The 24,870-nt window shown below is 69.0% G+C and carries 25 protein-coding genes and 1 pseudogene; 15 read left to right on the top strand and 11 right to left on the bottom strand.

Annotated features, from left to right (window positions below):
* Positions 1-36 precede the first annotated feature (36 nt).
* A pseudogene (locus ABGB19_RS20825) lies at positions 37-183 on the bottom strand (HNH endonuclease); the annotation flags it as partial.
* A 220-nt stretch (positions 184-403) separates the two neighbouring features.
* The gene (locus tag ABGB19_RS20820; protein ID WP_347687896.1) at positions 404-643 is read right to left on the bottom strand and encodes a DUF222 domain-containing protein; all 240 of its coding nucleotides are present in this window, start codon (positions 641-643) and stop codon (positions 404-406) included.
* Positions 644-717: 74 nt separating this feature from the next.
* Here ABGB19_RS20820 and ABGB19_RS20815 point away from each other — a divergent pair, with 74 nt between their 5' ends.
* Positions 718-4,011, top strand: a complete 3,294-nt coding sequence (locus tag ABGB19_RS20815) for an error-prone DNA polymerase (protein ID WP_347688039.1) — start codon at positions 718-720, stop codon at positions 4,009-4,011.
* A gap of 10 nt (positions 4,012-4,021) precedes the next feature.
* On the opposite strand, the gene ABGB19_RS20810 is transcribed toward ABGB19_RS20815, so the two are convergent.
* Entirely contained in the window at positions 4,022-4,438 is a 417-nt protein-coding gene (locus tag ABGB19_RS20810) for a TIGR03667 family PPOX class F420-dependent oxidoreductase (protein WP_347687895.1), read from the bottom strand.
* Between the two features lie 22 nt (positions 4,439-4,460).
* Here ABGB19_RS20810 and ABGB19_RS20805 point away from each other — a divergent pair, with 22 nt between their 5' ends.
* Positions 4,461-5,099: a nitroreductase family protein gene (locus ABGB19_RS20805; protein WP_347687894.1), complete on the top strand. Its 639-nt coding sequence runs from the start codon at positions 4,461-4,463 to the stop codon at positions 5,097-5,099.
* Positions 5,100-5,230: 131 nt separating this feature from the next.
* Here the strand turns inward: ABGB19_RS20805 and ABGB19_RS20800 are convergent, their stop codons facing one another.
* Complete coding sequence (locus tag ABGB19_RS20800; protein ID WP_347687893.1) at positions 5,231-5,695, bottom strand: tRNA (cytidine(34)-2'-O)-methyltransferase; 465 nt, start codon at positions 5,693-5,695, stop codon at positions 5,231-5,233.
* A 50-nt stretch (positions 5,696-5,745) separates the two neighbouring features.
* On the opposite strand from ABGB19_RS20800, the gene ABGB19_RS20795 reads away from it, so the two are divergent.
* From ABGB19_RS20795 to ABGB19_RS20755, 9 genes are all read left to right on the top strand, one after another.
* Positions 5,746-6,351, top strand: coding sequence for a methyltransferase domain-containing protein (locus tag ABGB19_RS20795; RefSeq protein ID WP_347687892.1), 606 nt, complete (start codon positions 5,746-5,748; stop codon positions 6,349-6,351).
* Positions 6,352-6,591: 240 nt separating this feature from the next.
* Entirely contained in the window at positions 6,592-9,357 is a 2,766-nt protein-coding gene (locus ABGB19_RS20790; RefSeq protein WP_347688038.1) for an ATP-binding protein, read from the top strand.
* The gene (locus tag ABGB19_RS20785) at positions 9,354-9,833 is read left to right on the top strand and encodes a roadblock/LC7 domain-containing protein (protein WP_347687891.1); all 480 of its coding nucleotides are present in this window, start codon (positions 9,354-9,356) and stop codon (positions 9,831-9,833) included. The genes ABGB19_RS20790 and ABGB19_RS20785 overlap by 4 nt, the downstream gene beginning before the upstream one ends.
* A 7-nt stretch (positions 9,834-9,840) precedes the next feature.
* Complete coding sequence (locus tag ABGB19_RS20780) at positions 9,841-10,212, top strand: DUF742 domain-containing protein (RefSeq protein ID WP_347687890.1); 372 nt, start codon at positions 9,841-9,843, stop codon at positions 10,210-10,212.
* Positions 10,193-10,795: an ATP/GTP-binding protein gene (locus tag ABGB19_RS20775; protein ID WP_347687889.1), complete on the top strand. Its 603-nt coding sequence runs from the start codon at positions 10,193-10,195 to the stop codon at positions 10,793-10,795. Before ABGB19_RS20780 ends, ABGB19_RS20775 begins: the two co-directional genes overlap by 20 nt.
* 4 nt (positions 10,796-10,799) lie before the next feature.
* Entirely contained in the window at positions 10,800-11,363 is a 564-nt protein-coding gene (locus ABGB19_RS20770; RefSeq protein WP_347687888.1) for a pentapeptide repeat-containing protein, read from the top strand.
* 103 nt (positions 11,364-11,466) lie between these two features.
* Entirely contained in the window at positions 11,467-11,949 is a 483-nt protein-coding gene (locus ABGB19_RS20765) for an Rrf2 family transcriptional regulator (RefSeq protein WP_347687887.1), read from the top strand.
* On the top strand, positions 11,946-13,172 hold the full coding sequence (locus ABGB19_RS20760) for a globin domain-containing protein (protein WP_347687886.1): 1,227 nt from the start codon (positions 11,946-11,948) through the stop codon (positions 13,170-13,172). Before ABGB19_RS20765 ends, ABGB19_RS20760 begins: the two co-directional genes overlap by 4 nt.
* A 27-nt stretch (positions 13,173-13,199) precedes the next feature.
* On the top strand, positions 13,200-14,510 hold the full coding sequence (locus ABGB19_RS20755; RefSeq protein WP_347687885.1) for an amidohydrolase family protein: 1,311 nt from the start codon (positions 13,200-13,202) through the stop codon (positions 14,508-14,510).
* Here the strand turns inward: ABGB19_RS20755 and ABGB19_RS20750 are convergent.
* Both ABGB19_RS20750 and ABGB19_RS20745 read right to left on the bottom strand, forming a co-directional pair.
* A complete protein-coding gene (locus tag ABGB19_RS20750) occupies positions 14,497-17,196 on the bottom strand; it encodes an FHA domain-containing protein (protein ID WP_347687884.1) in 2,700 nt (899 codons plus the stop codon). The genes ABGB19_RS20755 and ABGB19_RS20750 overlap by 14 nt on opposite strands.
* Positions 17,197-17,250: 54 nt before the next feature.
* The gene (locus ABGB19_RS20745; protein WP_347687883.1) at positions 17,251-17,646 is read right to left on the bottom strand and encodes a nuclear transport factor 2 family protein; all 396 of its coding nucleotides are present in this window, start codon (positions 17,644-17,646) and stop codon (positions 17,251-17,253) included.
* A gap of 45 nt (positions 17,647-17,691) precedes the next feature.
* Here ABGB19_RS20745 and ABGB19_RS20740 point away from each other — a divergent pair, with 45 nt between their 5' ends.
* Complete coding sequence (locus ABGB19_RS20740; RefSeq protein WP_347687882.1) at positions 17,692-18,252, top strand: TetR/AcrR family transcriptional regulator; 561 nt, start codon at positions 17,692-17,694, stop codon at positions 18,250-18,252.
* A gap of 59 nt (positions 18,253-18,311) precedes the next feature.
* Positions 18,312-18,716: a hypothetical protein gene (locus ABGB19_RS20735; protein WP_347687881.1), complete on the top strand. Its 405-nt coding sequence runs from the start codon at positions 18,312-18,314 to the stop codon at positions 18,714-18,716.
* Here ABGB19_RS20735 and ABGB19_RS20730 read toward each other — a convergent pair.
* Complete coding sequence (locus tag ABGB19_RS20730; RefSeq protein WP_347687880.1) at positions 18,683-19,909, bottom strand: NADH:flavin oxidoreductase; 1,227 nt, start codon at positions 19,907-19,909, stop codon at positions 18,683-18,685. The two genes, ABGB19_RS20735 and ABGB19_RS20730, sit on opposite strands and share 34 nt — an antisense overlap.
* A 56-nt stretch (positions 19,910-19,965) precedes the next feature.
* Between ABGB19_RS20730 and ABGB19_RS20725 the strand changes: the two genes are divergently transcribed.
* Positions 19,966-20,823, top strand: coding sequence for a bifunctional methylenetetrahydrofolate dehydrogenase/methenyltetrahydrofolate cyclohydrolase (locus ABGB19_RS20725; RefSeq protein WP_347687879.1), 858 nt, complete (start codon positions 19,966-19,968; stop codon positions 20,821-20,823).
* Positions 20,824-20,851: 28 nt separating this feature from the next.
* Positions 20,852-21,145: a DUF3017 domain-containing protein gene (locus ABGB19_RS20720; RefSeq protein ID WP_347687878.1), complete on the top strand. Its 294-nt coding sequence runs from the start codon at positions 20,852-20,854 to the stop codon at positions 21,143-21,145.
* 85 nt (positions 21,146-21,230) lie between these two features.
* Here the strand turns inward: ABGB19_RS20720 and ABGB19_RS20715 are convergent, their stop codons facing one another.
* The 4 genes from ABGB19_RS20715 to ABGB19_RS20700 form a co-directional block, all read right to left on the bottom strand.
* Positions 21,231-21,563 carry a hypothetical protein gene (locus ABGB19_RS20715; protein WP_347687877.1) on the bottom strand — a complete coding sequence of 111 codons (333 nt, stop codon included), beginning with the start codon at positions 21,561-21,563 and terminating at the stop codon, positions 21,231-21,233.
* Between the two features lie 108 nt (positions 21,564-21,671).
* Entirely contained in the window at positions 21,672-22,391 is a 720-nt protein-coding gene (locus ABGB19_RS20710; RefSeq protein WP_347687876.1) for a methyltransferase domain-containing protein, read from the bottom strand.
* A complete protein-coding gene (locus tag ABGB19_RS20705) occupies positions 22,388-23,512 on the bottom strand; it encodes a homoserine O-acetyltransferase (protein ID WP_347687875.1) in 1,125 nt (374 codons plus the stop codon). The genes ABGB19_RS20710 and ABGB19_RS20705 overlap by 4 nt, the downstream gene beginning before the upstream one ends.
* Positions 23,512-24,858, bottom strand: a complete 1,347-nt coding sequence (locus tag ABGB19_RS20700; protein ID WP_347687874.1) for a bifunctional o-acetylhomoserine/o-acetylserine sulfhydrylase — start codon at positions 24,856-24,858, stop codon at positions 23,512-23,514. Before ABGB19_RS20700 ends, ABGB19_RS20705 begins: the two co-directional genes overlap by 1 nt.
* Positions 24,859-24,870 lie beyond the last annotated feature (12 nt).

Raw genomic sequence — 24,870 nt, 5'->3', positions numbered from 1 at the left:
CAACAAATCGGGGGCAGCCAGGCACGTCGGGGGTGTCTTGAGGTAGGGATTTTGGCGGCACAGGCATTTGAGGTTGGAGGCCTGGATCGCTCCGCGCGGGTAGGGGATGGTGTGGTCGAGGTCGCAGTGGGTGGCCGGTCTGCTGCAGCCGGGAAACCGGCCGGTCAGATCGCGGCAGCGGATGACCACGCCAACGCCGCTGAGGGGGTCCTTCGTTTCTGCGGGGGTGTATCGCCGGTGGATGACCGGGCGGCGTTTGGCCTCGGCAGTTTGGCGGCCACGATCGGGGCGGGCAGGACCGCCCCGCTCATCACATAGCCCGGTGGGCTCGCGGCCGGCCCGGCGGCCGGGTCGTCGTGGGTGAGGGCCTCGCGCAGCGGTGTGGCCAGCAGCTGGTCGTGGGTCAATGCGCGCAGCGGGTCCTCGGTGAGCCGTCCAATTGGGCCGCGGTGTCATCGGCCAGGGTGTCGGCGCTGGCCACCACGTGCACGATCACCCCGGTGGGGGTGGTGCCGGCGGCGGGGCAGTCCTGGGCTGCGCAGGTGCACGCCAGGGTCTGCGCGCCGGAGAACACGTCGGTCATCGCATCGGAGCGGCGCTGTTCGACGGTGCGCGGATCGTCGGCGCACACGGTGGCGGCCATCCCATCCAGGTGGCGTAGTGGCGAGAGCTGAGGCAGCCCGAGATATCGAACGCGTGTTCGATACACTGGAGAACGTGGGCTGGCATACCGGACCGCCGAGCTGGTCAGAGATGGAGCGGGTGCTCAACGGCAAGCCGCGCCGTGCGGGCTGGCCCATTGATGAGCAGATCGGTGACGGCGGTGACAGCCCGGCCTGGTCGCGCAAGCGCGGGGCCTACGAGGCGGCGGACGTGCAGCGGCCGACCGCCGGAGTCCCGTATGCCGAACTGCACGCGCACTCGGCGTACAGCTTCCTCGACGGCGCCAGCACACCGGAGGAACTCGTCGAGGAGGCGGTCCGGCTCGACCTCAAAGCCATCGCGCTGACCGATCATGACGGTCTCTACGGCGTGGTGCGCTTCGCCGAAGCCGCCAGGGAACTCGAGATGTCGACGGTCTTCGGCGCCGAACTGTCCCTCGGCGGAGGCGACCGGACCGAGGATCCCGACCCGCCGGGTCCCCATCTGCTGGTGCTGGCCCGCGGCCCCGAGGGCTATCGGCGGCTGTCGCGCGAGCTCGCCAAGGCGCATCTGGCAGGCGGCGAGAAAGGCAAGCTGCGCTACGACTACGACGCGCTGACCGAGGCCGCGGGCGGGCACTGGCACATCCTCACCGGCTGCCGCAAAGGTCATGTCCGGCAAGCGCTTTCCACGGGCGGACCCGAGGCGGCCGGCGGAGCGCTTGCCGATCTGGTCGACCGGTTCGGCCGCGACCGGGTCAGCGTCGAGCTCACCCACCACGGGCATCCCTGCGACGACGAACGCAACGCGGTACTGGCCGAACTGGCGTCGCGGTTCGGCCTGAACGTCGTCGCCACCACCGCCGCGCACTTCGCCGAGCCGTCCCGGGGCAGGCTGGCGATGGCGATGGGGGCGATCCGCGCCCGGCACTCGATGGACGAGGCCGCCGGTTACCTTGCCCCGCTGGGTGGTTCGCACCTGCGATCGGGTGCGGAGATGGCGCGGTTGTTCGCCCACTGCCCGGAGGCGGTGACCGCCGCGGCCGAACTCGGCGAGCAGTGCGCGTTCGGTCTCGCGCTGATCGCACCCCAGCTGCCCCCGTTCGACGTCCCCGACGGGCACACCGAGGACAGCTGGCTGCGGCACCTGGTCATGGAGGGCGCCCGCAAGCGGTACGGCCCGCCTACGCGGGCGCCGCGCGCATACGCCCAGATCGAACACGAGCTCAAAGTCATCGAGCAGCTGACTTTTCCGGGCTACTTCCTCGTCGTGCACGACATCACCCGGTTCTGCAAGGAGAACAACATCCTTTCCCAGGGCAGGGGATCGGCGGCCAACTCGGCGGTCTGCTACGCCCTGGGCGTCACCAACGTCGACCCGATCGCCAACGAGCTGCTGTTCGAGCGGTTCCTGTCACCGGCTCGGGACGGCCCACCGGACATCGACATCGACATCGAATCCGACCTGCGCGAGAACGCGATCCAATACGTCTACGACCGCTACGGTCGCGACTACGCCGCCCAGGTCGCCAACGTCATCACCTACCGCGGCCGCAGCGCGGTGCGCGACATGGCCCGCGCGCTGGGGTTCTCCCAGGGGCAACAGGACGCGTGGAGCAAGCAACTCGGCCAGTGGGGGAGTTTGACCGAGACGCCACACGTCGAGGACATCCCCGAGCCGGTGATCGAGCTGGCCAAGGAGATCTCCAACCTGCCGCGACACATGGGCATCCACTCCGGCGGCATGGTGATCTGCGACCGGCCCATCGCCGACGTGTGTCCGGTGGAGTGGGCGCGGATGGAGAACCGAAGCGTGCTGCAGTGGGACAAGGACGACTGCGCGGCAATCGGTTTGGTCAAGTTCGACATGCTCGGCCTGGGTATGCTCTCGGCGCTGCACTACTGCATCGACCTGGTCGCCGAACACAAGGGCATCGACGTCGACCTGGCGCGACTGGACCTGTCCGAGCCCGCGGTGTACGAGATGCTGCAGAAGGCCGACTCCGTAGGGGTGTTCCAGGTGGAGTCGCGGGCGCAGATGGCCACCCTGCCGCGGCTGAAGCCCCGGGTGTTCTACGACCTGGTGGTCGAGGTTGCGCTCATCCGGCCCGGCCCGATCCAGGGCGGGTCGGTGCACCCGTACATCAAGCGCCGCAACGGCGAAGAGCCCGTCATCTATGACCACCCGTCGATGGAGCCGGCGTTGCACAAGACGCTGGGAGTGCCGCTGTTCCAGGAACAGCTGATGCAGCTCGCCGTGGACTGCGCCGGTTTCTCGGCCGCCGAGGCCGACCAGTTGCGCCGGGCGATGGGGTCCAAGCGCTCGACCGAGCGGATGCGCCGGCTGCGTGGCAGGTTCTACGACGGCATGCGCCAGCGGCACGGCATCACCGGCGAGACCGCTGACCGGATCTACGAAAAGCTGGAGGCATTCGCCAATTTCGGTTTCCCCGAGAGCCATTCGCTGAGCTTCGCGTCGCTGGTGTTCTACTCGTCGTGGTTCAAGCTGCATCACCCCGCTGCGTTCTGCGCTGCACTGCTGCGGGCACAACCGATGGGCTTCTACTCGCCGCAGACACTGGTGGCCGACGCCCGCAGGCACGGCGTACTGGTGCACGGCCCCGACGCCAACGCCAGCCTGGCGCATCCCACCCTGGAGAACGAGGGCACCGAGGTCCGGATGGGCCTGGGCGCGGTACGGCATATCGGCGACGAGCTGGCCGAGCAGATCGTCGATGAGCGAAAGGCCAACGGGGCGTTCACCTCTCTGCTGGATCTGACGCAGCGGGTCCAGCTATCGGTGCCGCAGACCGAGGCGCTGGCCACCGCCGGGGCACTGGGGTGCTTCGGCATCAGCCGGCGCGAAGGACTGTGGGCGGCGGGCGCGGCCGCCAGGGAGCGCCCCGACCGCCTACCCGGGGTGGGGGTGTCGTCGCACGTTCCGGCGCTGCCGGGGATGAGCGAACTCGAGTTGGCCGCCGCGGATGTGTGGGCGACCGGGGTGTCACCCGACAGCTATCCCACCCAGTTCCTGCGCGAGAACCTCGACGCCATGGGGGTGATTCCGGCGGGCAGGCTGTTGGATGTCCCCGACGGAACCCGGGTGCTGGTGGCCGGCGCGGTCACACACCGGCAGCGGCCCGCGACGGCCCAGGGCGTCACCTTCCTTAACCTCGAGGACGAGACCGGGATGGTCAACATCCTGTGCACCCCGGGGGTCTGGTCTCGGCACCGCAGGCTGGCGCAGACGGCGGTGGCCCTGGTGATCCGCGGTCAGGTGCAGAACGCGACCGGGGCGGTCACCGTGGTCGCCGAGCGGATGGGCAAGCTCACGATGGCGGTGGCGTCGAAGTCCCGCGACTTCCGTTAGTAATACCCGATCAGCCCTCGGTCGGCGTGGTCCACACCTTGTCGATGCTGATCTTCAGCCGGGTGTTGTAGGCGGCCAGGAACTCCTCGCTGAACCCGAGGGCGGCGGCAAGCTCCGCATATTTGGTGCGATACCGCTCGTCCTGCAACGGATCTGAATTCTCGGCGTCGATCGTCGCGGTGCCGCCGACCACGATGACCCCGCCGCCGTTGCCGTCGGAGTCGAGGTTGAGGCTGACCCGCGGGTGGTTCGCGATGTGCCTGACCTTTGCGGCGCCGGGTTCGGTGTAGACGATCACATCCTGACCGTCGACATAGAACCACACCAGCCGCGGCACCGGCTGGCCGGACTTGGCGACCGTCGTCAGCCACCCGTGGTGATCGGAGGCGAGCCTGCTCGAGACTTCTTGCGTCAGTTCGACTGCCATAGGGCGAATGTAGTCTCGACAAGTGACCTTGAACTTGTCCGTCGACGAAGTCCTGACCACCACCCGTTCGGTGCGCAAGCGGCTCGATCTGGAGAAGCCGGTGCCGCGCGAGGTGCTGCTGGAGTGCCTGGACCTCGCGATCCAGGCGCCGACGGGATCGAATGCGCAGGGGTGGCAGTGGGTCTTCGTCGACGATCCGGACAAGAAGAAGGCGTTGGCCGACATCTACCGGCACAACGCGACGCCGTACCTCGATGCGCCGAAGCCCACCTACGGTGACGCGCGGGACGAGCAGCGCCCACGCGTCACCGACTCCGCCAAGTACCTCAACGATCACCTGCACGAGGTGCCCGTGATGCTGGTTCCCTGCCTCGAGGGCAGTCCCGAGGTCGCAGTAGCCGGAAGCGCCGGCTTCTGGGGTTCACTGCTGCCTGCGGTGTGGAGTTTCATGCTGGCGTTGCGTTCGCGCGGCCTAGGCTCGGCGTGGACGACGCTGCATCTGGTCGGCAAGGGCGAGCGGCTGGCCGCGGACGTCCTGGGCATCCCGTTCGACGAATACCGCCAGGGCGGGCTGTTCCCGATCGCCTACACCAAGGGGACCGACTTCCGTCCCGCCAAGCGGCTGCCCGTCGACCAGATCACGCACTTCAACAGTTGGTGATGCTCTTCGCGCGAGCGCTCATCGGAAGGTGATGCTCTTCGCGCGAGCGCTCATCGGAAGGTGATGCTCTTCGCGCGAGCGCTCATCGGAAGGTGATGCTCTTCGCGCGAGCGCTCATCGGAAGGTGATGCTCACACCGCCCCGGTGAAGCCGTGCTGCCGCCAAGCCTCGTACACCACGACCGCGGCGGCGTTCGACAGGTTCAGCGATCGGCGCCCCGCCAGCATCGGGATGCGCAGTTGCGCGGTGATGTGGGGGTCGGCCAGCGTCGCGGCGTCCAGGCCGGTGGGTTCGGGGCCGAACAGCAACACGTCGCCCGGCTGGTACTCGACAGCGGCGAACGACGTCGCCGCGTGCGCGGTGAAGGCGTAGACGCGGGTCGGGGCCAGAGCGGCCCAGGCCGCGGACAGGTCGGGGTGCACCGTGACGGACGCCAGGTCGTGGTAGTCCAGCCCGGCCCGCCGGAGCTTGGGTTCGGACATGTCGAAGCCCAGCGGTTCGACCAGATGCAGTTCGCATCCGGTGGCCGCGACCATGCGGATCGCGTTTCCGGTGTTGGGCGCGATCCGCGGTGAGAAGAACATCAACTTGAACACAACAGACCTCAGACGGGAGAGCGCTCGTGCCTCGTTGCGATACTGGCCGCATGGTCGAGCAGAGCATCTGGATGCAGAAAGTCACAGCCGATCCTGGACATTCGCAATGGTATGTCGAGCGCTTCCGCACGATGGCACGCGCCGGTGACGACCTGGCGGGCGAGGCCCGCCTCGTCGACGCGATGGCGCCCCGCGGCGCCCGCATCCTCGATGCGGGCTGCGGTCCCGGTCGGTCGGGCGGGTTCCTGGCCGCGGCGGGTCACCACGTCGTCGGTGTCGATGTCGACCCGGAGCTCATCGAGGCGGCCGAGCAGGACCATCCCGGACCGCGCTGGCTCGTCGGCGACCTCGCCGAACTCGACCTGCCCGCGCGCGGTATCCCCGAGCCGTTCGACGTGATCCTGTCGGCGGGCAATGTCATGACGTTCCTGGCCCCGAGCACCCGTGTGCAGGTCCTGCGCCGGCTACGCGCCCACATCGCCGACGACGGACGCACGGTGATCGGCTTCGGCGCCGGTCGCGGGTACGAGTTCGAGGAGTTCCTCGACGATGCCGCCGAGGCCGGATTCGCGCCAGATCTGCTGCTGTCCAGTTGGGATCTGCGGCCGTTCGTGGACGGCTCCGACTTCCTCGTGGCGCTTCTCCGGCCCGCGTAGGCCTCGGCGCCAGGGGGCGTCGGCATTTGCTCCGACACCACTTCCGCGGTGGCGCGGGCGATTACGAACTCTGTCTGTTCAGTAAGAATTGTGGAATCGGCTGAACATGGCTGGCATACTCGACCAATTGCCAGGCGCACAACGCGCCCGCCCCGCAGCGGCGAAATCAGCAGGAAGCCTTATGAACTACGCGCCAGTACTGAATTGCGGACAACCGGCCTACCGTCCGGGTGTGTGTCGATGAGCGCGTTCTCCCAGCTCAAGCAGGCCGACGGCACGCTCGTCGATTTCGAGCAGAAAGCGACGCCGCCGGTGAAGCGGCCGTCGCGATGGGCACTGTCCAATTGGCCGGTTCGCTGGAAAGTCTTCGCGATCGTATTGGTGCCGCTGATTCTGGCCGGAACATTCGGCGGGCTGCGCATCTACGGCAGCGTGACGGACGAATCGGATTTGCGCCGCGCCGCGGACCGCGCCGAAATGGTGCCCGCAATCGAGAGCTACATGGCTTCGCTCGAAGGCGCGATGCTGGCGAGCTCGACCGGGGCCGACGCGCAGACGGCATTGACGAACTTCGACAACAGCAGGCAGGCACTGCAGCGCCGGTTGACCGACACCGACGTCGCGCCCGACGTCAACCAGGTCGTCACGACGATGGTCAACGACGGCCAGGCGCTGATGGACAAGCTCACCGCCAACAGCATCGGCCTGCGCGACGCCATCGCTGCCTACGCGCTGCTCCTGCTGCCCGCCGAGGACGCCGTCACCGGATCGGTTCGCGTCGAGGACGAACGGATCCGCGCCGAGGCGCTCGGCCTGTCCCGGGCGATCGGCGTCCGCGGCCAGATGACGATGCAGAAGCTCGCCATCGTGCGCGGCGGCGAACTGCCTGAGCCGGAGCTGCGCACGTCGATGATCGCGCTGGCCGGCACCGAACCGTCGACGCTGTTCGGGCTGAGCCAGGCCCTGGGCGTCGGCTCACCCGACGCGCAGAAGCTGCAGGCCGAATTCGTCAAGCGGATGGCGCTGATGACCGACCCGGCGGTTCCGCTGGTCAACAACCCGGAGCTGTTGGCGTCGGTCGACGCGACCGACGCGCTGGCACGACAGATCATCGACCGCACCACCTCGTCGGTCACCGCGGCGGTGGACGACCGCGCCGCCGCGGCGCGCACCGAGCTGATCCGCGACGCGGCCATCGTCGGCGGGGCGATCCTGCTCGCCCTGCTGATCGTCATCGCAGTGGCGCGCTCACTGGTGCGCCCGCTGCGCCGGTTGCGCGACAGCGCGCTGCGGGTGGCCCACGACGACCTGACGCGCGAGATCGAGCAGGTCCGCGCCGGCAACGAGGCGGCGCCGATCGATCCGATTCCGGTGCACACCTCCGAGGAGGTGGGCCAGGTCGCGCACGCCGTCGACGAGTTGCACGAGCAGGCCGTCATGCTCGCCGCCGAGCAGTCCCGGCTGCAACTGCAGATCGGCGACATGTTCGAGACGCTCTCGCGCCGCAGCCGGTCGCTTGTCGACCAGCAGCTGTCGCTTATCGATCGGCTCGAACGCGACGAAGAGGACCCCGAGCGGCTGGACAGCCTGTTCCGGCTGGACCATCTGGCCGCCCGCATGCGGCGCAACGGCGCCAACCTACTGGTGCTCGCGGGCGCGCGGGTTCCGCGCGAACAAGCCGAGCCGGTGCCGGTTTCGGCGGTCATCAACGCCGCCGCCTCCGAGGTCGAGGACTACACCCGCGTGGTCACCGCGACCGTGCCCGACAGCGAGGTGTCGGGCGCCGTCGCCGGTGACCTGGTGCACCTGCTGGCCGAGTTGCTCGACAACGCGCTGCGCTACTCGCCGCCGATCTCGCAGGTGCGGGTGTCGGCGGTACACACCGGCAACGGCGGGCTGGTCATCGAGGTCAGCGACATCGGTCTCGGCATGACGGACTCGGACCTGCGGGTAGCCAACACCCGCCTGCAGTCCGGCGGCGAGGTCAACCCGTACACCGCGCGGCACATGGGCCTGTTCGTGGTCGGCCGGCTCGCGGCGCAGCACGGTCTGGTGGTGCGGCTGCGCAGCACCGTTGCGGGCGAACCGAATTCGGGCACCACCGCCGGGGTGTACGTGCCCACCGAACTGCTCGGCCGGGGCGGCGAGACCGATCAGTTCAGCACCCCCGAGTACGCCGCGCCCGCCGACGCGCGCGCCGGGATCGCGACCGCCCTGGCCCTCGACGAGGAGCACGTCACCGATGACGACGTCTACTACGACGACCCGGAGTACCTCAGCCGCCACTTCGACGTGCCGGTGTCGCTGCTGCCCCAGCGCGATCCCGGCGCCAGCGGGATCTCGGACGTCCCGGCGTCGCTGAACCCTCCCGCGGCCGAGCCCGCGGTGTACGAGGAGGACTGGCCGGCCAGCTCGATGCCGGCGCAGACCGTGGAGCACCCGGCGCCCGAGCCCGCACCCGAACCGGCATCCGAGCCGTCGGCCGCCACTCGGCCGACCGACACCTCCGGATTCTTCGCGGCGCGGGCGCAGGCCGCGGCCAACGGAACGCCACCAGCCGCGAACGGAACGCCGCCGAGCGCCCCGCAGCCCCAGTCGCAGCCCGAGGCGCCGCGCTCACATGTCAGCGATACGGCCGGCTCCGACGACGCGATCTACCAGAAAATGCTCTCGGAGTGGCTGGTGGACCCCACGGAACTGGCCAACAGCGAGGACCTGAACTGGGAGTCGGTGTGGGACCGTGGCTGGTCGGCCGCTGCGGCCGCCGACGAAGCGCCGGTCACCCAGCACACCGACGAGGGGCTACCGGTGCGCCAGCCCGGCGCCCGCCTGGTGCCGGGCACCGCCGATGACCCGGTAGCATCGGCGACTGAGTTCGACGCCGGGCCGGGGGAGCCCCCGCAGCGTGACCCGGAAGCCGTGCGCGCGAGTATGAGCAGCCACTTCGGCGGAGTTCATGCCGGCCGCTCGCATGCCCGAGAGACCAGAGGACTGGACAACGAATGACCTACCCGCCGCGTCCCGATGTCGCCGCCGGGGCGGCTCCGCGTCCCGATGTCGCCGCCGGGGCGGCTCCGCGTCCGACGCAGCGCGATTCGCTCGACTGGCTGGTTTCCAAGTTCGCCCGCGAAGTGTCGGGGGTGTCACACGCCGTGTTGGTGTCCGCCGACGGACTCCTGATGGCGGCCAGCGAGCACATCCCGACCGAACGGGCCGACCAACTGGCGGCGGTCGCGTCGGGACTGGCGAGCCTGTCGACGGGTGCGGCGCAACTGTTCGACGGTGGCCACGTACTGCAGTCGGTCGTCGAGATGGAGAACGGCTACCTACTGCTGATGCGGGTGGGCGACGGCTCGAATCTCGCGACGCTGGCGACGCGCAATTGCGACATCGGCCAGATCGGTTACGAGATGGCGATCTTGGTGGAACGGGTGGGCGCCGTCGTCCAGTCGTCCCGACGGCGCGCCCCACAGCACTCGTGAGCGGCCGATGGAGCACTGGGAGCGGGATGTCACCGACGAGCCGAGCCTGGTCCGGCCGTACATCCTGACGGCGGGCCGCACCGATTCCCGGATCTATCTGCCACTCGAGGCGCCGATCGAGACGTTGGACACCGACAAGCCGCCGCGGTGGCTCAGAAGCGATGTGCGAGGCCAAATCCTGACGATGTGCACCGATCACCCGTCGGTCGCCGAGGTCGCCGCCAGGTTATCGTTGCCTCTCGGCGTGGCGCGCGTGCTGATCGGGGACCTGGTGACGCAGGGTTACCTCGCGGTGCGCACGACGCTCGGCGATTCGGCCACCTCCGATGAACGACGTGAACTGATAGGAAGGACACTGCGTGGCCTCAGGGCACTTTGAGGAGCACCGAGTCGCGGGCACGTCGGGCCGGGCGGCCTCAACAAAGATCGTCATCTCCGGTGGCTTCGGTGCCGGCAAGACGACGTTCGTCGGCGCCGTCTCCGAGATCATGCCGCTGCGGACGGAGGCGCTGGTGACCAACGCCTCGGCGGGTGTCGACGTGCTGGAGGCCACCCCGCAGAAGAACACCACGACGGTCGCGATGGACTTCGGCCGCATCACCCTCGACGAGGATCTGGTGCTTTACCTGTTCGGCACACCGGGCCAGCGCCGGTTCTGGTTCATGTGGGACGACCTCGTCCGCGGCGCCATCGGCGCGATCATCCTCGTCGACGTGCGGCGCCTGCAGGACAGCTTCGCCGCGGTGGACTTCTTCGAGGCGCGTAAGCTTCCGTTCCTGATCGCCATCAATCAATTCGACGGGGCGCCAAGCCATCCCGTCGGCGCGGTCCGCAAGGCACTGGCCCTGCCCGAAAGAATCCCGGTGATCACCGTCGACGCCCGCGACCGCGAGTCCACGAAGGCCGCGCTGATCGCGATCACCGAGTACGCGCTCAACGTGCTCACCTCGCTGCCCGGCTGAGCCGGTGGCCTCACCGGAGTTGGTCTGGACCGAAAGGGAATTCGTCGGTCACGACTTCCGCGACGACGATCTCAGCAGGTTGCGCACCGAACGGGTGGTGTTCGACGAGTGTGACTTCCGCGGCGTCGACCTCACCGAATCCGAACATCTGGGCTCGGCCTTCCGCAATTGCTCCTTCGAACGGGCCACCCTGCACCACAGCGTCTTTCGTCAGTGCAGCCTGCTCGGATCGGTGTTCACCCACAGCCGGCTGCGGCCGCTGACGCTGACCGAGGTCGACATGACGCTCGCGGTGCTCGGCGGCTGCGACCTTCGGGGTGTCGACCTCACCGGCTGCCGGTTGCGCGAAACCGGGCTCGTCGATGCCGATCTGCGCAAGGCGCTGCTGCGCGGAGCGGATCTGACCGGAGCGCGGGTGCAGAACACGCGGTTCGAAGACGCCGACCTACGCGGCGCGCGTACCGACCCGACGTTCTGGACCACGGCCACGGTGCGCGGCGCGAAGATCGACCTCGAGCAGGCGCTGGCCTACGCCGCCGCGCACGGGCTGGACATCCACGGCGCATAGCCGGGCCCCCGAATTCCCTGATCAAAAAACCGCACGTCACCGGGTGTCAAGCACACAGCGGTAAAAGTCGCATTTGAAATGCCGAATTACTACGTTCGGTCGTATGCAGCTCACCCGGTTCACCGATCTCGGTCTGCGCACCATGATGCTGCTGGCCGCGGGGGAAGCCGCGGACCGCCGGGTGACCACCCGATCCATCGCCGTGGGCGCCAACGCCTCGGAGAACCACATCGCCAAGGCCGTCGCCCGGCTCGGGGACCTCGGAATGGTGTCGGCGCGGCGCGGTCGAGTCGGGGGACTCACCCTGACCGATGCCGGTCGTCACGTCTCCATCGGCTGGCTGGTCCGTCGTCTGGAAGGCGACAGGGAGGTCATCGAGTGCGGTGGCGCCAACCCGTGCCCACTCACCCCGGCATGCCGTCTGCGGCGGGCTCTCGCGGAGGCCAAGGAAGCCTTCTATCACGAGCTCGACCGCTACACCCTCAGTGACTTGACAAGGGACGCAGGGGTTCTCGTGATCTCTGAGCCCCCGCCTCCCGTGGGCCTGCCGGCCGACGGGCAACCCACCGAAAGGATCGCACGATGACCGCCATTGCAGCTGCCCCCATCGAGCTGGAGCCGCAGCACGCCGAGATCGTGTCGGCCACGCTTCCGCTGATCGGTGCGCACATCGACGAGATCACCGCGGAGTTCTACCGCCGGATGTTCGCCGGCCACCCCGCCCTGCTGCGCAACCTGTTCAACCGCGGCAATCAGGCCCAGGGGGCGCAGCAGCGGGCCCTGGCGGCCTCGATTGCGACCTTCGCCGCACACCTCGTCGATCCGGAGCTGCCGCACCCGGCCGAACTCCTGTCCCGGATCGGTCACAAGCACGCCTCGCTGGGCGTCACCGCCGACCAGTACCCGATCGTGCACGAGCATCTATTCGCCGCGATCGTCGCCGTGCTGGGCGCCGAGACGGTGACCGACGAGGTGGCCACGGCCTGGGACCGGGTGTATCGGATCATGGCGCAGACGTTGATCGACCTGGAGCACGACCTCTACGCGGCCGCCGGCGTGCCCGACGGCGACGTCTACCGCCGGGCGCGCGTCGTCTCCCGGGTCGACGATCCTTGCGGTGCGGTGCTGTTGACCGTCCGCTCCGTCGACGAGCCGTTCACGAATTTCACGCCGGGACAGTATGTCTCGGTCGGTGTGACGATGCCCGACGGTGCACGTCAGCTGCGCCAGTACAGCCTCGTCAACGCACCGCGAAAAGAGGAGCTGACGTTCGCGGTCAAGCCCGTCACTGCAGGCAACGGTCAGCCCGCCGGCGAAGTGTCCACGTGGATCGCCGCCAATGTGTGCGTGGGCGACCTGTTGGACGTCACCGTGCCCTTCGGTGACCTGCCCGCACCCGAGGGCGGCCGGCCATTGCTGCTCATCTCCGCCGGGATCGGCGTCACCCCGATGATCGGCATCCTGGAGTTCCTCGCGGCCGACGCACCCGACACCCCGGTGCAGGTGCTGCACGCCGACCGCAGCGATCAGACTCACCCGCTGCGCGAACGCCAGCACGAGCTGCTCGCCGAGCTGACCGATGCCACCCTCGACATCTGGTACGAGGACGGGGTGACCGGACGGCAGCCCGGCGTGCATCCGGGGCTGCTGACGTTGGACGGCATCGCCGTGCCGGACGCTGCCGAGGTCTACCTGTGCGGGAACAACGGGTTCGTGCAAGCGGTGCGCACACAGCTGATGGCGATGGGAATATCGGCCGCGCGGGTGCACAGCGAGCTCTTCTCACCCAACGACTGGCTGTTGTCCTGACCCGAGGATCGGGAGCAGGATGTGGCCATGGCCGCAACCTGGGACACGATCGACCGCTACGTCGTCATCTCGACGGACACTCACGCAGGAGCCGACCTGCGCGACTACCGGCCATACCTGCCGAGTCAACTGCACGATGACTTCGACGCGTGGGCCGACTCCTACGTGAGCCCGTTCGATGACCTGATCATCGCCACCGCACAGCGCAATTGGGACCACGACCTACGGATGTCGGAGATGGACGCTGACGGGGTGGCGGCGGAGGTGCTACTGCCCAACACCGTGCCACCGTTCTTCCCGACCACCCCGAACATCACCATCACGCTGCCTCGCACCCGCGACGAGTTCGAAAAGCGTTGGGCCGGGGTCCAAGCCCACAACCGCTGGCAGATCGACTTCTGCTCGCTGGCTCCGGCGCGGCGCCGCGGGCTGATCCAGATCTTCCCCAACGACGTCGACCTCGCGCTCGACGAGATCCGCTGGGGTGCCGGGCAGGACTGTTTCGGCGGCGTGCTGCTGCCCGCGGTCTCGCCCGGCGACCCGAACGTCGCGCCGCTCTTCCACACCCGGTACGAGCCGATCTGGGCGCTCTGCGCCGAACTCGACCTGACGGTGGTCCAGCACGCCGGGGCGGGAAGTCCGGTGATGCCGATGGACCAGCCGGCCTCGAACGCGGTCCTGGTCACCGAGATGGCGATGTGGGCGCAGCGCACCGTCTCCCACCTCATCCTGGCCGGGGTCTTCGAGCGCCACCCAACGCTGCGGTTCGTGCCGACCGAGCAGGGCACGATGTGGCTGCAGAACCAGATGGTGCTGCTCGACGTCATGGTGCCCAGCATGAAATCCGAGGCGGGCAACCGCACGTACGGGATGTTCGGCGGTTCGTCGATCGACGAGTTGACCATGGCGCCGAGCGAGTACGCAAAGCGCAACTGCTACATGGCATCCGAGCTCACGCCGTATGAGTCGGCGATGATCGACTACCTGGGCGCCGATCACGTCATGTGGGGCAGCGACTACCCGCACGAGGAGGGCTTCGCACCCCACTCCAAGCTGGCCATCCGGTGGGCGCTGCACGCCCAGCCCGAGGAGGTCTGCCGCAAGATCCTGGCCGGCAACGCGGGCCGGCTGTACCGCTTCGATCTGGACGCCCTGACGCCGGTCGCCGCCGAGATCGGTCCGCCGGTCGCCGACGTGCATACGCCACTGGGAGACACCGGTTACGTCTCCCCGCCGGCGTTCGGCTATCGGCCGTTCGAGGGCGGCCTGGCGCTCAAGCGGCTGGCGCCTGCCCGCCCGGTGACGACGGTGTCACGAGAGAACCTCAGCCGCCCTTGAGCCGGATCTTCCAGCGCACGAACGTCGTGTAGCCGATGCAGATCACCAGGAGCATCAGCACATCGAACAGCCACGCCCCCGAAGTGTGTTGCCAATGTCGGTCGTTGGGCGTGAGCGGACCCGGCACCAGCCGGATGAGGTCGATGGTCGACGCCGAGGCCGCAAAACCCCAGCGCGCCGGGGTGAACCACGACATCTGGTCCAACACCACGCGGTCGGTCACCGGGATCATGCCGCCGGAGAACACCAACTGCGACATGATCGCCACCACCAGCAGGGGCATGATCTGCTCGTTGGACTTCGCCAGCGCCGACAGTGCCAGGCCGACCATCGCCGCGGCCACCGTGGTCACCGCGATGTCGACGAACAACTCCAGGCTCCGGCTGCCGATCACCGAGCCGCTGTCCACGGCGCCCTCGCCCCAGCCCTTGCCCGCCACCGCGATCGCCGTCACGATCGCCGACTGCACGACCGCGAACACGGTGAAGACGAACACCTTCGCCAGAAGGTATGCCGTCGTTGACAATCCGACGGCCTGCTCGCGCCGGAAGATCGCCCGTTCGCCGATCAGCGCGCGGATCGTCAGCGCGGTGCCCATGAAGATGGCGCCCACGTTGAGCATGACCAGAATCTGCCCCGGTTCGTTGGGCGCCGCACCGCCCTGCATCGCCGGAACGGGCACGCCGAAGCCGACGTCGCCGGGCACCGACAGGGACAGCACCCCCATGATGAACGGCAGGAACATCAGGAACGCGAAGTAGCCGCGGTCGGAGATCACGAGGCGCACCTGGCGCCGGGCGATCGTCGAGAACTGCCGTCGCACGCTCGTGCTCGTCGGGCTGCCGAGGTCGGACGGCTCCTCGGTGGGCGGCGGCGGTGGTGGCGGCCCGTGCCGTTCGAGGAACCGCCTGTTGGCGGTGTCCGGATCGCCGGCGACGCTGCTGAAGATGTCGGCCCAGTTGGTGGTGCCCATCGAGACGCCGATCTGCTCGGGCGGCCCGTAGAACGCGGTCTTGCCGCCGGGGGCCAGCAGCAGGACCTGATCGCACACGTCGAGGTAGGTCAGCGAGTGGGTGACCACCAGCACGACGCGGCCGGCGTCGGCCAGTTGCCGCAACATCGTCATGACCTGGCGGTCCAGCGCCGGGTCCAGGCCCGAGGTCGGTTCGTCGAGGATCAGCAGCGACGGGCCGGTCAGCAGTTCGAGGGCCACCGATGCGCGCTTGCGCTGGCCGCCGGAGAGCTTGTCGACGCGGGTCTCCAGGTGGTTGGTCATCTCGAGTTCCTCGAGGACCTGCATGACGACCTGCTCGCGGTCGGCCTTGGTGGTGTCGGGCGGCAACCGCAGTTCGGCGGCGTACATCAACGCCTGCCGGACGGTCAGCTGGCCGTGCACGACGTCGTCCTGCGGCACCATCCCGATCCGGGAGCGCAACGAGGCGTACTCGGCGTGGACGTTGTGCCCCTCGAAGGTCACGGTGCCGGTGGTGGGATGGGTGTAGCCGGCGACCAGTCGCGCGAACGTCGACTTGCCCGCGCCGGACGGACCGATGACGGCGGTCAGGGTGCCGGGCCGCGCCGCGATCGAGATGTTCTCCAGCAGCGTCTTGTTGTTCTCGATGGTCCAGGTGACGCCGTGCACCTCGAGGCCGCCGGTGCGGGTGGCGGCCTCGGTCTCGGTGCGGCGCATCAGCGTGCCGCCGGAGAACACCAGGTCGATGTTGCCGATCGTGACGGTGTCACCGTCGTGCAGCAGGGCCGACTCGACGCGCGCGCCGTTGACGAAGGTGCCGTTGATGCTGCGGTTGTCCTGGATCTCGATGCCGGACCCGGTCGGCACCAGCGTGGCGTGGTGGCGCGAGGCCAGCACGTCCGGGACGACGATGTCGTTGTCGGTGGCGCGGCCGATCTTGACGGCGCCCGGAACGTTGTCGGCGGCGGGCCGGCTCGGGCGCAGGATCTTGAGCATGCTCGTCGCGAGGTTGCCCTCGCTGGAGCGGGGAGCCGCCATCGGCCCAATCGCGGTCACCGACTCCAGTTCCGGCGCCGAGATCGGCTGCGAGTACTGCGGGCGCACGGGCTGCGAGGTGCTCGGTGGACCCGGCTGGTAGGCCACCGGTCCCCCGGTGTGCGCGGGATGCGGGCTGCCGGCCGGGTAGCGCGGCTGCGACGGCGGCGGTCCCGACGGGTACATCGGCTGCGCGGGCGACTTGCCCGATGGCGGGCCGTAGGGCCGGGCGGTGTGCGGGCCGGACGTGTACGGCGCGGGCCCCGGCCGGGCCGGGGCGGCGGGACGCTGGTTGGCGATCGGCACCGCCATCGTGGGCGTCCGGCCTGCCGTGCCCTGATGGCGGCCGACCTCGAAGATCAGCCGCGGCCCGTCGGGGTTGCCGATGTTGACGCTCTGACCGTCGGTGATGTCGACGGCGGGCACCCGGCGGTTGTTGACGAACATCCCGTTCAGGCTGCCGTTGTCGATCGCGACCCACCGGCCCTGGTCGAAGCGCAGCACCAGGTGGGCGCGCGAGATCAGCGGATGGGCGATGCGGATGTCAGCGCGGAGATCACGGCCGACGACGACATCGTTACCCGGCGCGAAGGTCCTGGTCGATCCGTCGTACCGAACGGTCAGCGCGGGAGGGACCGGGCGGCTCGTCGGTGCCGGGCGGCCTGCGACATTGGACATCGCGGACAACTCTATCGGTATCGACCCCGGGCGCGGGGTAGGTGCGAGCGGCCGTCAACGGCAGGGAATCCTCCACCGCGCGGTGTCGGTGATCTGGTGCAGTGTCGCCATCTGATCGCCCCGGGTCGCGATCACGTGGGCGAACGAGGCGTCGACGGTGGTGTCGCCGTCGCGGGCGGGCCCCCGGTACCGGCCGATGACGACGACCCGGTTGTCGTCGACGGCAAGGTATTCGGCCGGCTCGACGTGCATGTCGTAGAGCGCGCCGATGCGCGCCCACACGCCGAGGATCATGTCGGCAGGTCCGCGGTGGGTGCCGCCGACATCGTGTGGCATCCCGGCGCTGACCGTGCCGACGAAGTCGTCGGCCAGCAACGCGAAGAGCGTGTCGGCGTCGGCGTGGGCCAGCGCGTCGTAGAACCGCTGGGCGACATCGGTGGGAGTGGGCATGGTGTGCTCCTTATTAGAGATGTATCTCTATTATAGACTGACCGGGTGCCGCGGCCCGCACGGTTCTCCGTCGACGATCTGCTCGATGCGGCCGCCGCGCTGCTGGCCGAGGGCGGGCCGGCCGCGGTGACGATGGTGGCGGTGGCGCGCGCGGTGGGAGCGCCCAGCGGCTCGATGTACCACCGCTTTCCGAGCACCGCCGCGTTGTGCGCAGAGCTGTGGATGCGCACCGAGGAGCGGTTCCTCGCCGGGCTCGGCGAGGCGCTGTCCGAGCCGGGGGACACCCGGACGCGCTGCGTCGCAGGCGCCCGGTTCACCGTGCGGTGGTGTCGTCGGCATCCCGACGAAGCCCGGGTGCTGCTGGCCGGTGCCGAGACCCTGGGCGAACCCGGGTGGCCGGACGAGGTGCGCGCGCGCCGTCGGCAGGCCCGCCGCACACTGCGCCGGCTGCTCACCGGGCTCGACGCCGACGCCGACCGGATCACCGCCGCGCTGGTCGACATCCCGTACGCGGTGGTGCGGCGGCATCTGCTGGCGGGGCGGCCGATTCCAGCGAACGCGGAGGCGATCGTCGCCGACTGCGCGAAGGCATTGCTGACAAACTGAGCGCACGGACGGCGAGTCGCGCGGTCTGGTCGGTCAATTCGTGGTCACCATGGTGCATGGTGTCCAGAACGGCGTCGGTGTTCGTCGGATGTGCCGCAGTGTCGACATTGCTGGCGCCGGCGGCGGGCGCCCAGCCCGGATCGATAGACGACCGCGGGTTCGTCGACACCGCGGCGCGCTGCGACACGCCGACGGCGAGTGTGGCGTTCGGCCGCACCGAATTCGCGCTCATCGCGATCTGCCGCGACTCGGGCCGCTACGAGTACCGCGGGGTGCGGCTGAGCGACAACGCGCTGCTCTCGGCGACCGCTGTCGAGACGGCGAACGGTGTCTTCACCGTCGACAACGATGCAGTGACCTACACCTTCTCGGCCAAGGAACTCGCGGTATCGGAGAACGGTGAGCTGGTTCGCGCCGACCCGATGGTGGCCTACGTCGAGCCGAGGCGGGCGGCCGAGGACTGACCCGGCGAGCCGGTCACCACACAGTGGGTGTGGCTGTAGATGGTGGCCATGCACTGGTTGCAGTGGTTGCACACCGAGCGGATGGAGTGCGCGTCGCCGTCGTCCCGGATCCGGTTGATCAGGTCCGGCTCGGCGAGCAGCGCACGGCCCATCGCGACGAAGTCGAAGCCCTCGGCCATCGCGAGGTCCATGGTCTCGCGATTGGTGATGCCGCCGAGCAGGATCAGCGGCATGCTCAGTTCCTCGCGGAACTTCTTGGCGTCGCGCAGCAGGTAGGCCTCGCGGTAGGGGTACTCGCGCAGGAACTTCTTGCCGGTCATCCGGATGCCCCAGCTCAGTGGCGGTTTGAACGCACCCGCGAACTGCTTGATCGGCGCGTCACCGCGGAACAGGTACATCGGGTTGACCAGTGAACTGCCCGCCGTCAGCTCGATGGCGTCGAGACCGCCGTCCTCCTCCAGCCATTTGGCGGTCTGCAGCGACTCGTCGAGCGAGATGCCGCCGCGCACCCCGTCGGTCATGTTGAGCTTGGCGGTCACCGCGATCGGGGTGCCCTCCTCCTCCACAGCGCGACGCACCGCCATCACCATGCCGCGGGCCACCTTGGCGCGGTTCTGCAGGGAGCCGCCGAACTCGTCGTCGCGGCGGTTGATCAGCGAGGACAAGAACGAGCTCGCGAAGTAGTTGTGCCCGAGGTGAATCTCCACGGCGTCGAAGCCGGCCTCGATCGCGCACCGTGCGGCGTTCGCGTGCGCGGCGATGATGTCGTCGATGTCGTCGCGGGTGGCCTTCTTCGCAAAGCGCATCGACAGCGGGTTGAAGAACCGGACTGGCGCGTACGCCTTGGCCTTGGTCGAGCGGGCGTTGGCCACCGGCCCGGCATGGCCGATCTGCGCGCTGATCGCCGCACCCTCGGCGTGGATGGCGTCGGTGAGCGTGCGCAACCCGGGCATCGCCTCGGGCCGCCACCAGAGAGCGTTGCCCTCGGTGCGTCCGCCTTTCGACACTGCCAGGTAGGCGACGGTCGTCATGCCCACCCCACCCGCGGCGGGCAGCCGGTGGTAGGTGATCAGGTCGTCGGTGACCAGTGCGTCCGGCGTCGAAGCCTCGAACGTCGCGGCCTTGATGATCCGGTTGCGCAGCGTCACCGGGCCGAGCTTGGCCGGGGTGAACACATCATGTGGAGTGTTCATGAGGTGAGCATGCCAGACTGGCTTCGCAGGCGAGCGAAGCGACGGGAGAATGCTCCGTGGGTGCGATCACTCTGGACGGCAAGGCCACGCGCGACGAGATCTTCGTCGACCTCACCGAACGCGTCGCGGCGCTGACCGCGGCGGGGCGCACGCCCGGCCTGGGCACCGTGCTCGTCGGCGACGATCCCGGGTCGCACGCCTACGTGCGCGGCAAGCACTCGGACTGCGCGAAGGTCGGCATCACCTCGATTCGCCGCGACCTGCCCGCCGACATCACCCAGGCCAAGCTCGACGAGACCATCGACGAGCTCAACGCCAACCCCGAGTGCACGGGCTACATCGTCCAGCTGCCGCTGCCCAAGCACCTCAACGAGAACGCCGCGCTCGAACGCATCGATCCGGGCAAGGACGCCGACGGTCTGCATCCGACGAACCTCGGCCGGCTCGTGCTCAACGAGCCCGCGCCGCTGCCGTGCACCCCGCGCGGCATCGTGCACCTGCTGCGCCGCTACGAGGTGGAGATCGCGGGTGCCCAGGTGGTCATCATCGGCCGCGGGGTGACCGTCGGCAGGCCGCTGGGCCTGCTGCTGACCCGGCGGTCGGAGAACGCCACGGTGACGTTGTGCCACACCGCAACCCGCCATCTGCCCGAGTTGGCCCGCGAGGCCGACATCATCATCGCCGCGGCCGGCATGCCGCACATGGTGACCGCGGAGATGGTGAAGCCGGGCGCCGCGGTGGTCGACGTCGGCGTCAGCCGCGACGACAACGGCAAGCTGGTCGGCGACGTGCACCCCGACGTGTGGGAGGTGGCCGGGCACGTGTCGCCCAACCCCGGTGGCGTCGGCCCGCTGACGCGCGCGTTCCTGCTCACCAACGTCGTCGAGCGCGCGGAGGCGCTCGCCCCGAGGTGACTGCGATGAGCGCTCGCGCGAAGAGCCGATGACCCCGAAGGAGTTCGCGCGCAAGGTCTTCGCGGGGCAGTGGCCGTTCTGGCTGGTCGGCCTGATCTTCGCCGCCGCGTTCGTCCTGGTCGTGGCGGGCTACTGGCGACGCGGCGCGTTGGTGATGGCGATCGGGGTGGGTGTCGCGGCCGCGCTGCGGCTGGTGCTCAGCGACGACCGCGCGGGCCTGCTCGCGGTGCGCAGCCGCGGCGTCGACTTCGTGACCACCGCGACCGTGAGCGCGGTGATGCTCTACATCGCCTGGACGATCGACCCGCTGGGTACCAGCTAGCGTGGACCGGCCTCGAAACTGAACCTATGCAGGTGGAGCCAGGGGTTTCTCCTGCACAACTTCAGTTTCGGCGCGCGGAATTGGCCTACGCCAGGATCTGCGCCGGCGGAGGTGCGGGCGTCGAGTCGACGAAGGCGTCGACCAGCCAGTAGTTGTGGGGGCACTGAGAACTCAGCGCGGCGATCACGATGCCGCTCGCCTCGTATGCCGAAAACCCTTCGCGGCCCACATTTTTCAGGGCGCTGACGAAGCCGTCCACCGTGGGGTTGGCGTCGACGAACTGACAGATCGCCGGACCGTACTGACCGGCGTAGGCCCAGCCACGGTCGGTGAGGTCGGGTTCTGCGGCGGCCTGCGGCGTCGACAACAAGGCCGCTGCGCCCATCGCGCCTACCGCCACCAACACCGTGCGGAACACATCAATCCCCTCTCAGGTTCGGCTGTCCCCTCGACGCTATGCGGGCCGGCATCGGCAGGCTTAGGGGCGAAGGTCCCGCCCATCGGAAGCAAAAAGTCAGCGGGAGGGCTACGACAGCGTCGCGCGGATGCACACCGTGACGTACGGCAGCGCGAGGCCGGTGGAGTTGGCCAGCGCCGGATGCGTGGCCAGCAGGTCGCGCACGCGATCCAGCGTCCTGGTGCGCACCTTCTCCGGTGAGGTGATGCAGTAGCTGCGCGACGCGACGAGATCGATGAGGGCTTGCGGGGTCAGGTAATTCGTCCACTCGACCTGATGGCGCTCGACGCCGGCGAACGGCTCGGGCAGCGTCACCCGGTGGTTGAACGGGTCGTCCTCGACACCGATGACGCGGCCCAGCTCCTTGACCCAGCCCATCCGCTCGTCGCGGGTGTTCCACACCAGGCCCAGCCTGCCACCGGGCCGCAAGACGCGCGCGACCTCCTTGACGGCGCGCTCGGGGTCGAACCAGTGCCAGGCCTGCGCCACCAGCACGGTGTCGACGCTGTCGTCGGGCAGCGGAATGTCCTCGGCGGTGCCCAGCAGCGCCGGCGTGTCCGGCAGCGAATTGGTCAGCAGCTCGAGCATCTCCGGGATCGGGTCGACGGCGATCACCTCGAGGCCGCGTTCCACCAGCCGGGTGGTCAGCTTGCCGGTGCCCGCACCGAGGTCGAGCACCTTCTCCGCGTCGGCCGGCAGGAGCCAGTCGATCGCGTCGGGCGGGTACGACGGCCTGCCGCGTTCGTACGCCGCGGCTTCCGCGCCGAAAGACAGCGAGGGGGTCGTCATCGCTTCGACGCCAGCTCCAGGGTGTGGCGGATCAGCTTGTACACCGCATCGGTCTCCACCAGGAACCCGTCGTGCCCGTAGATGGAGTCGACGACGTTGAGCCCGCTGCAGTTCGGGAGCAACTCGGCCAGCTCCTCCTGCAACCGCAGCGGGTAGAGCCGGTCCGAGGTGATGCCGCCGACGACCACCGGCACCGGGCAGCCGCGCAGGACGGCCTCGACGCCGCCGCGACCACGGCCCACGTCGTGGCTGGACAACGACTCGGTGAGCGCGACGTAGGTGCCCGCGTCGAAACGCGACACCAGCTTGCGGCCCTGGTGTTCCAGGTAGCTCTGCACGGCGTAGCGACCACCGTTTCCGGGGTCCTCACCGCGCTGGGCGTCGTTGGCGAACCGAGAGTCGAGTTCGGTTTCGCCGCGGTACGTCAGGTGGGCGAACCGCCGGGCGATCTCCATGCCGGTGTCGGGAGTCAGGCCGGTGCCGTAGTAATCGCCGTTGCACCAGTTCGGGTCGGACTTGATCGCGGCGATCTGCGAACTCTGGGTGCCGATCTGGTCGGCGGTGGCGCGGGCACCGACCGCGAGCACCAGAGCCGTGCGCACCGTGTGCGGGTGACCGACGGCCCACTCCAGCGCCCTGGCGCCGCCCATCGAACCGCCGACCACCGAAGCGACCTCGGTGATGCCGAGCGCGGCGAGTGCGGCGATGTCGGCCGCGACCTGGTCGCGGATTGAGATCAGCGGGAACCGCGACCCCCATGCCTTGCCGTCCGGGTGCAACGAGCTGGGGCCGGTCGAGCCGCGGCAGCCGCCGAGCACGTTGGTCGCCACCGCACACCAGCGGTTGGTGTCGATCGGGGCGCCCGGTCCCGCGACGCCGTCCCACCAGCCGCCGGTCGGATGGTCGGGACCCGGTGGGCCTGTGATGTGGGAGTCCCCGGTCAGCGCATGTGCCACCATCACCACGTTGTCGCGTGCCGGCGAGAGTTCGCCCCAGCGCTGCACGGCGATCGACACGTCGTCGATGACTGTGCCGTTCTCCAGCGTCAGCGGTCCGATGTCGACGATGCCGACCTCGCCTTCGGCGGGCAGAGTCAAAGTTTGCACCTCTGAGATCGTCATCAGAACGCTGCCGTGGTGTTCGGATCCGCGGTGTGCGCCGCGCTGAACGGCTTGGCCGCGGCGAAGCCCTGCTCCAGGTCGGCGATGATGTCGTCGATGCCCTCGATGCCGACCGCGAGCCGCACCAGACCGGGGGTGACACCGGTGGCCAGCTGCTCCTCGGGCGACAGCTGCGCGTGCGTCGTCGACGCCGGGTGGATCACCAGCGAGCGCACGTCACCGATGTTGGCGACGTGGCTGTGCAGCGTCAGCGCGTTGACGAACGCCTTGCCCGCGTCGACGCCGCCGGCCAGCTCGAAGGCCAGCACCGCGCCGGTGCCCTTGGGAGCCAGCTTCTTGCCGAGCTCGTGCCACGGTGAGCTGGGCAGGCCGGCGTAGTTCACCGACTCCACGTCGGGATGTCCGGCGAGGTACTCGGCGACGCGCTGCGCATTGGCCACGTGTCGTTCAACGCGCAGGCTCAGCGTCTCCAATCCCTGCGCGATGAGGAAGGCGTTGAACGGCGACGCCGCCGAGCCCAGGTCGCGCAGCAGCTGCACCCGCGCCTTGAGCGCGAACGCGGGCGGGCCCAGTTCGGCGAACACCACGCCGTGATAGCTGGGGTCGGGGGTGGTGAAGCCGGGGAACTTGCCGTTGGTCCAGTCGAACGTGCCGCCGTCGACGATGACGCCCGCGATCGCCGCCCCGTGACCGCCGAGGTACTTGGTGGCCGAGTGCACGACGATGTCGGCGCCGTGCGTCAGCGGCTGGATGAGGTACGGGGTGGCGATCGTGTTGTCGACGATCAACGGCACACCGGCCTCGTGAGCGACCGTGGCGACGCTTGGGATGTCGAGGATGTCGATTTGCGGGTTGGAGATGGTCTCGCCGAAGAACGCCTTGGTGTTCGGCTTGACGGCCGCTCGCCACGAGTCCAGGTCGTCGGGGTCGTCGACGAAGCTGACCTCGATGCCGATCTTGGGCAGCGTGTAGTGGAACAGGTTGTAGGTGCCGCCGTACAGCCGGGGGCTGGACACGACGTGATCCCCGGCGTTGGCGAGGTTGAGGATCGCGAACGTCTCGGCGGCCTGCCCCGAGGCGAGGAACAGCGCGGCGACCCCACCCTCGAGCGCGGCGATCCGCTTCTCGACGACGTCCTGCGTCGGGTTCATGATCCGGGTGTAGATGTTGCCGGGCTCGGCGAGGCCGAACAGCGCCGCGGCGTGGTCGGTGCTGTTGAACGTGTAGGACGTGGTCTGGTAGATGGGCAGCGCCCGCGCGTTGGTGGCGGCGTCGGGCGTCTGGCCGGCGTGGACCTGCTTGGTCTCGAACGCCCAATCAGCGGTCGGGTCTTCTGGCGTGCTCATACGAGACGGACC

The sequence above is a fragment of the Mycobacterium sp. B14F4 genome (genome assembly GCF_039871645.1).
Lineage (GTDB): Bacteria > Actinomycetota > Actinomycetes > Mycobacteriales > Mycobacteriaceae > Mycobacterium.
Note: the sequence above shows the minus strand (reverse complement) of the source record. Positions and strands in the feature narration are given on the sequence as shown.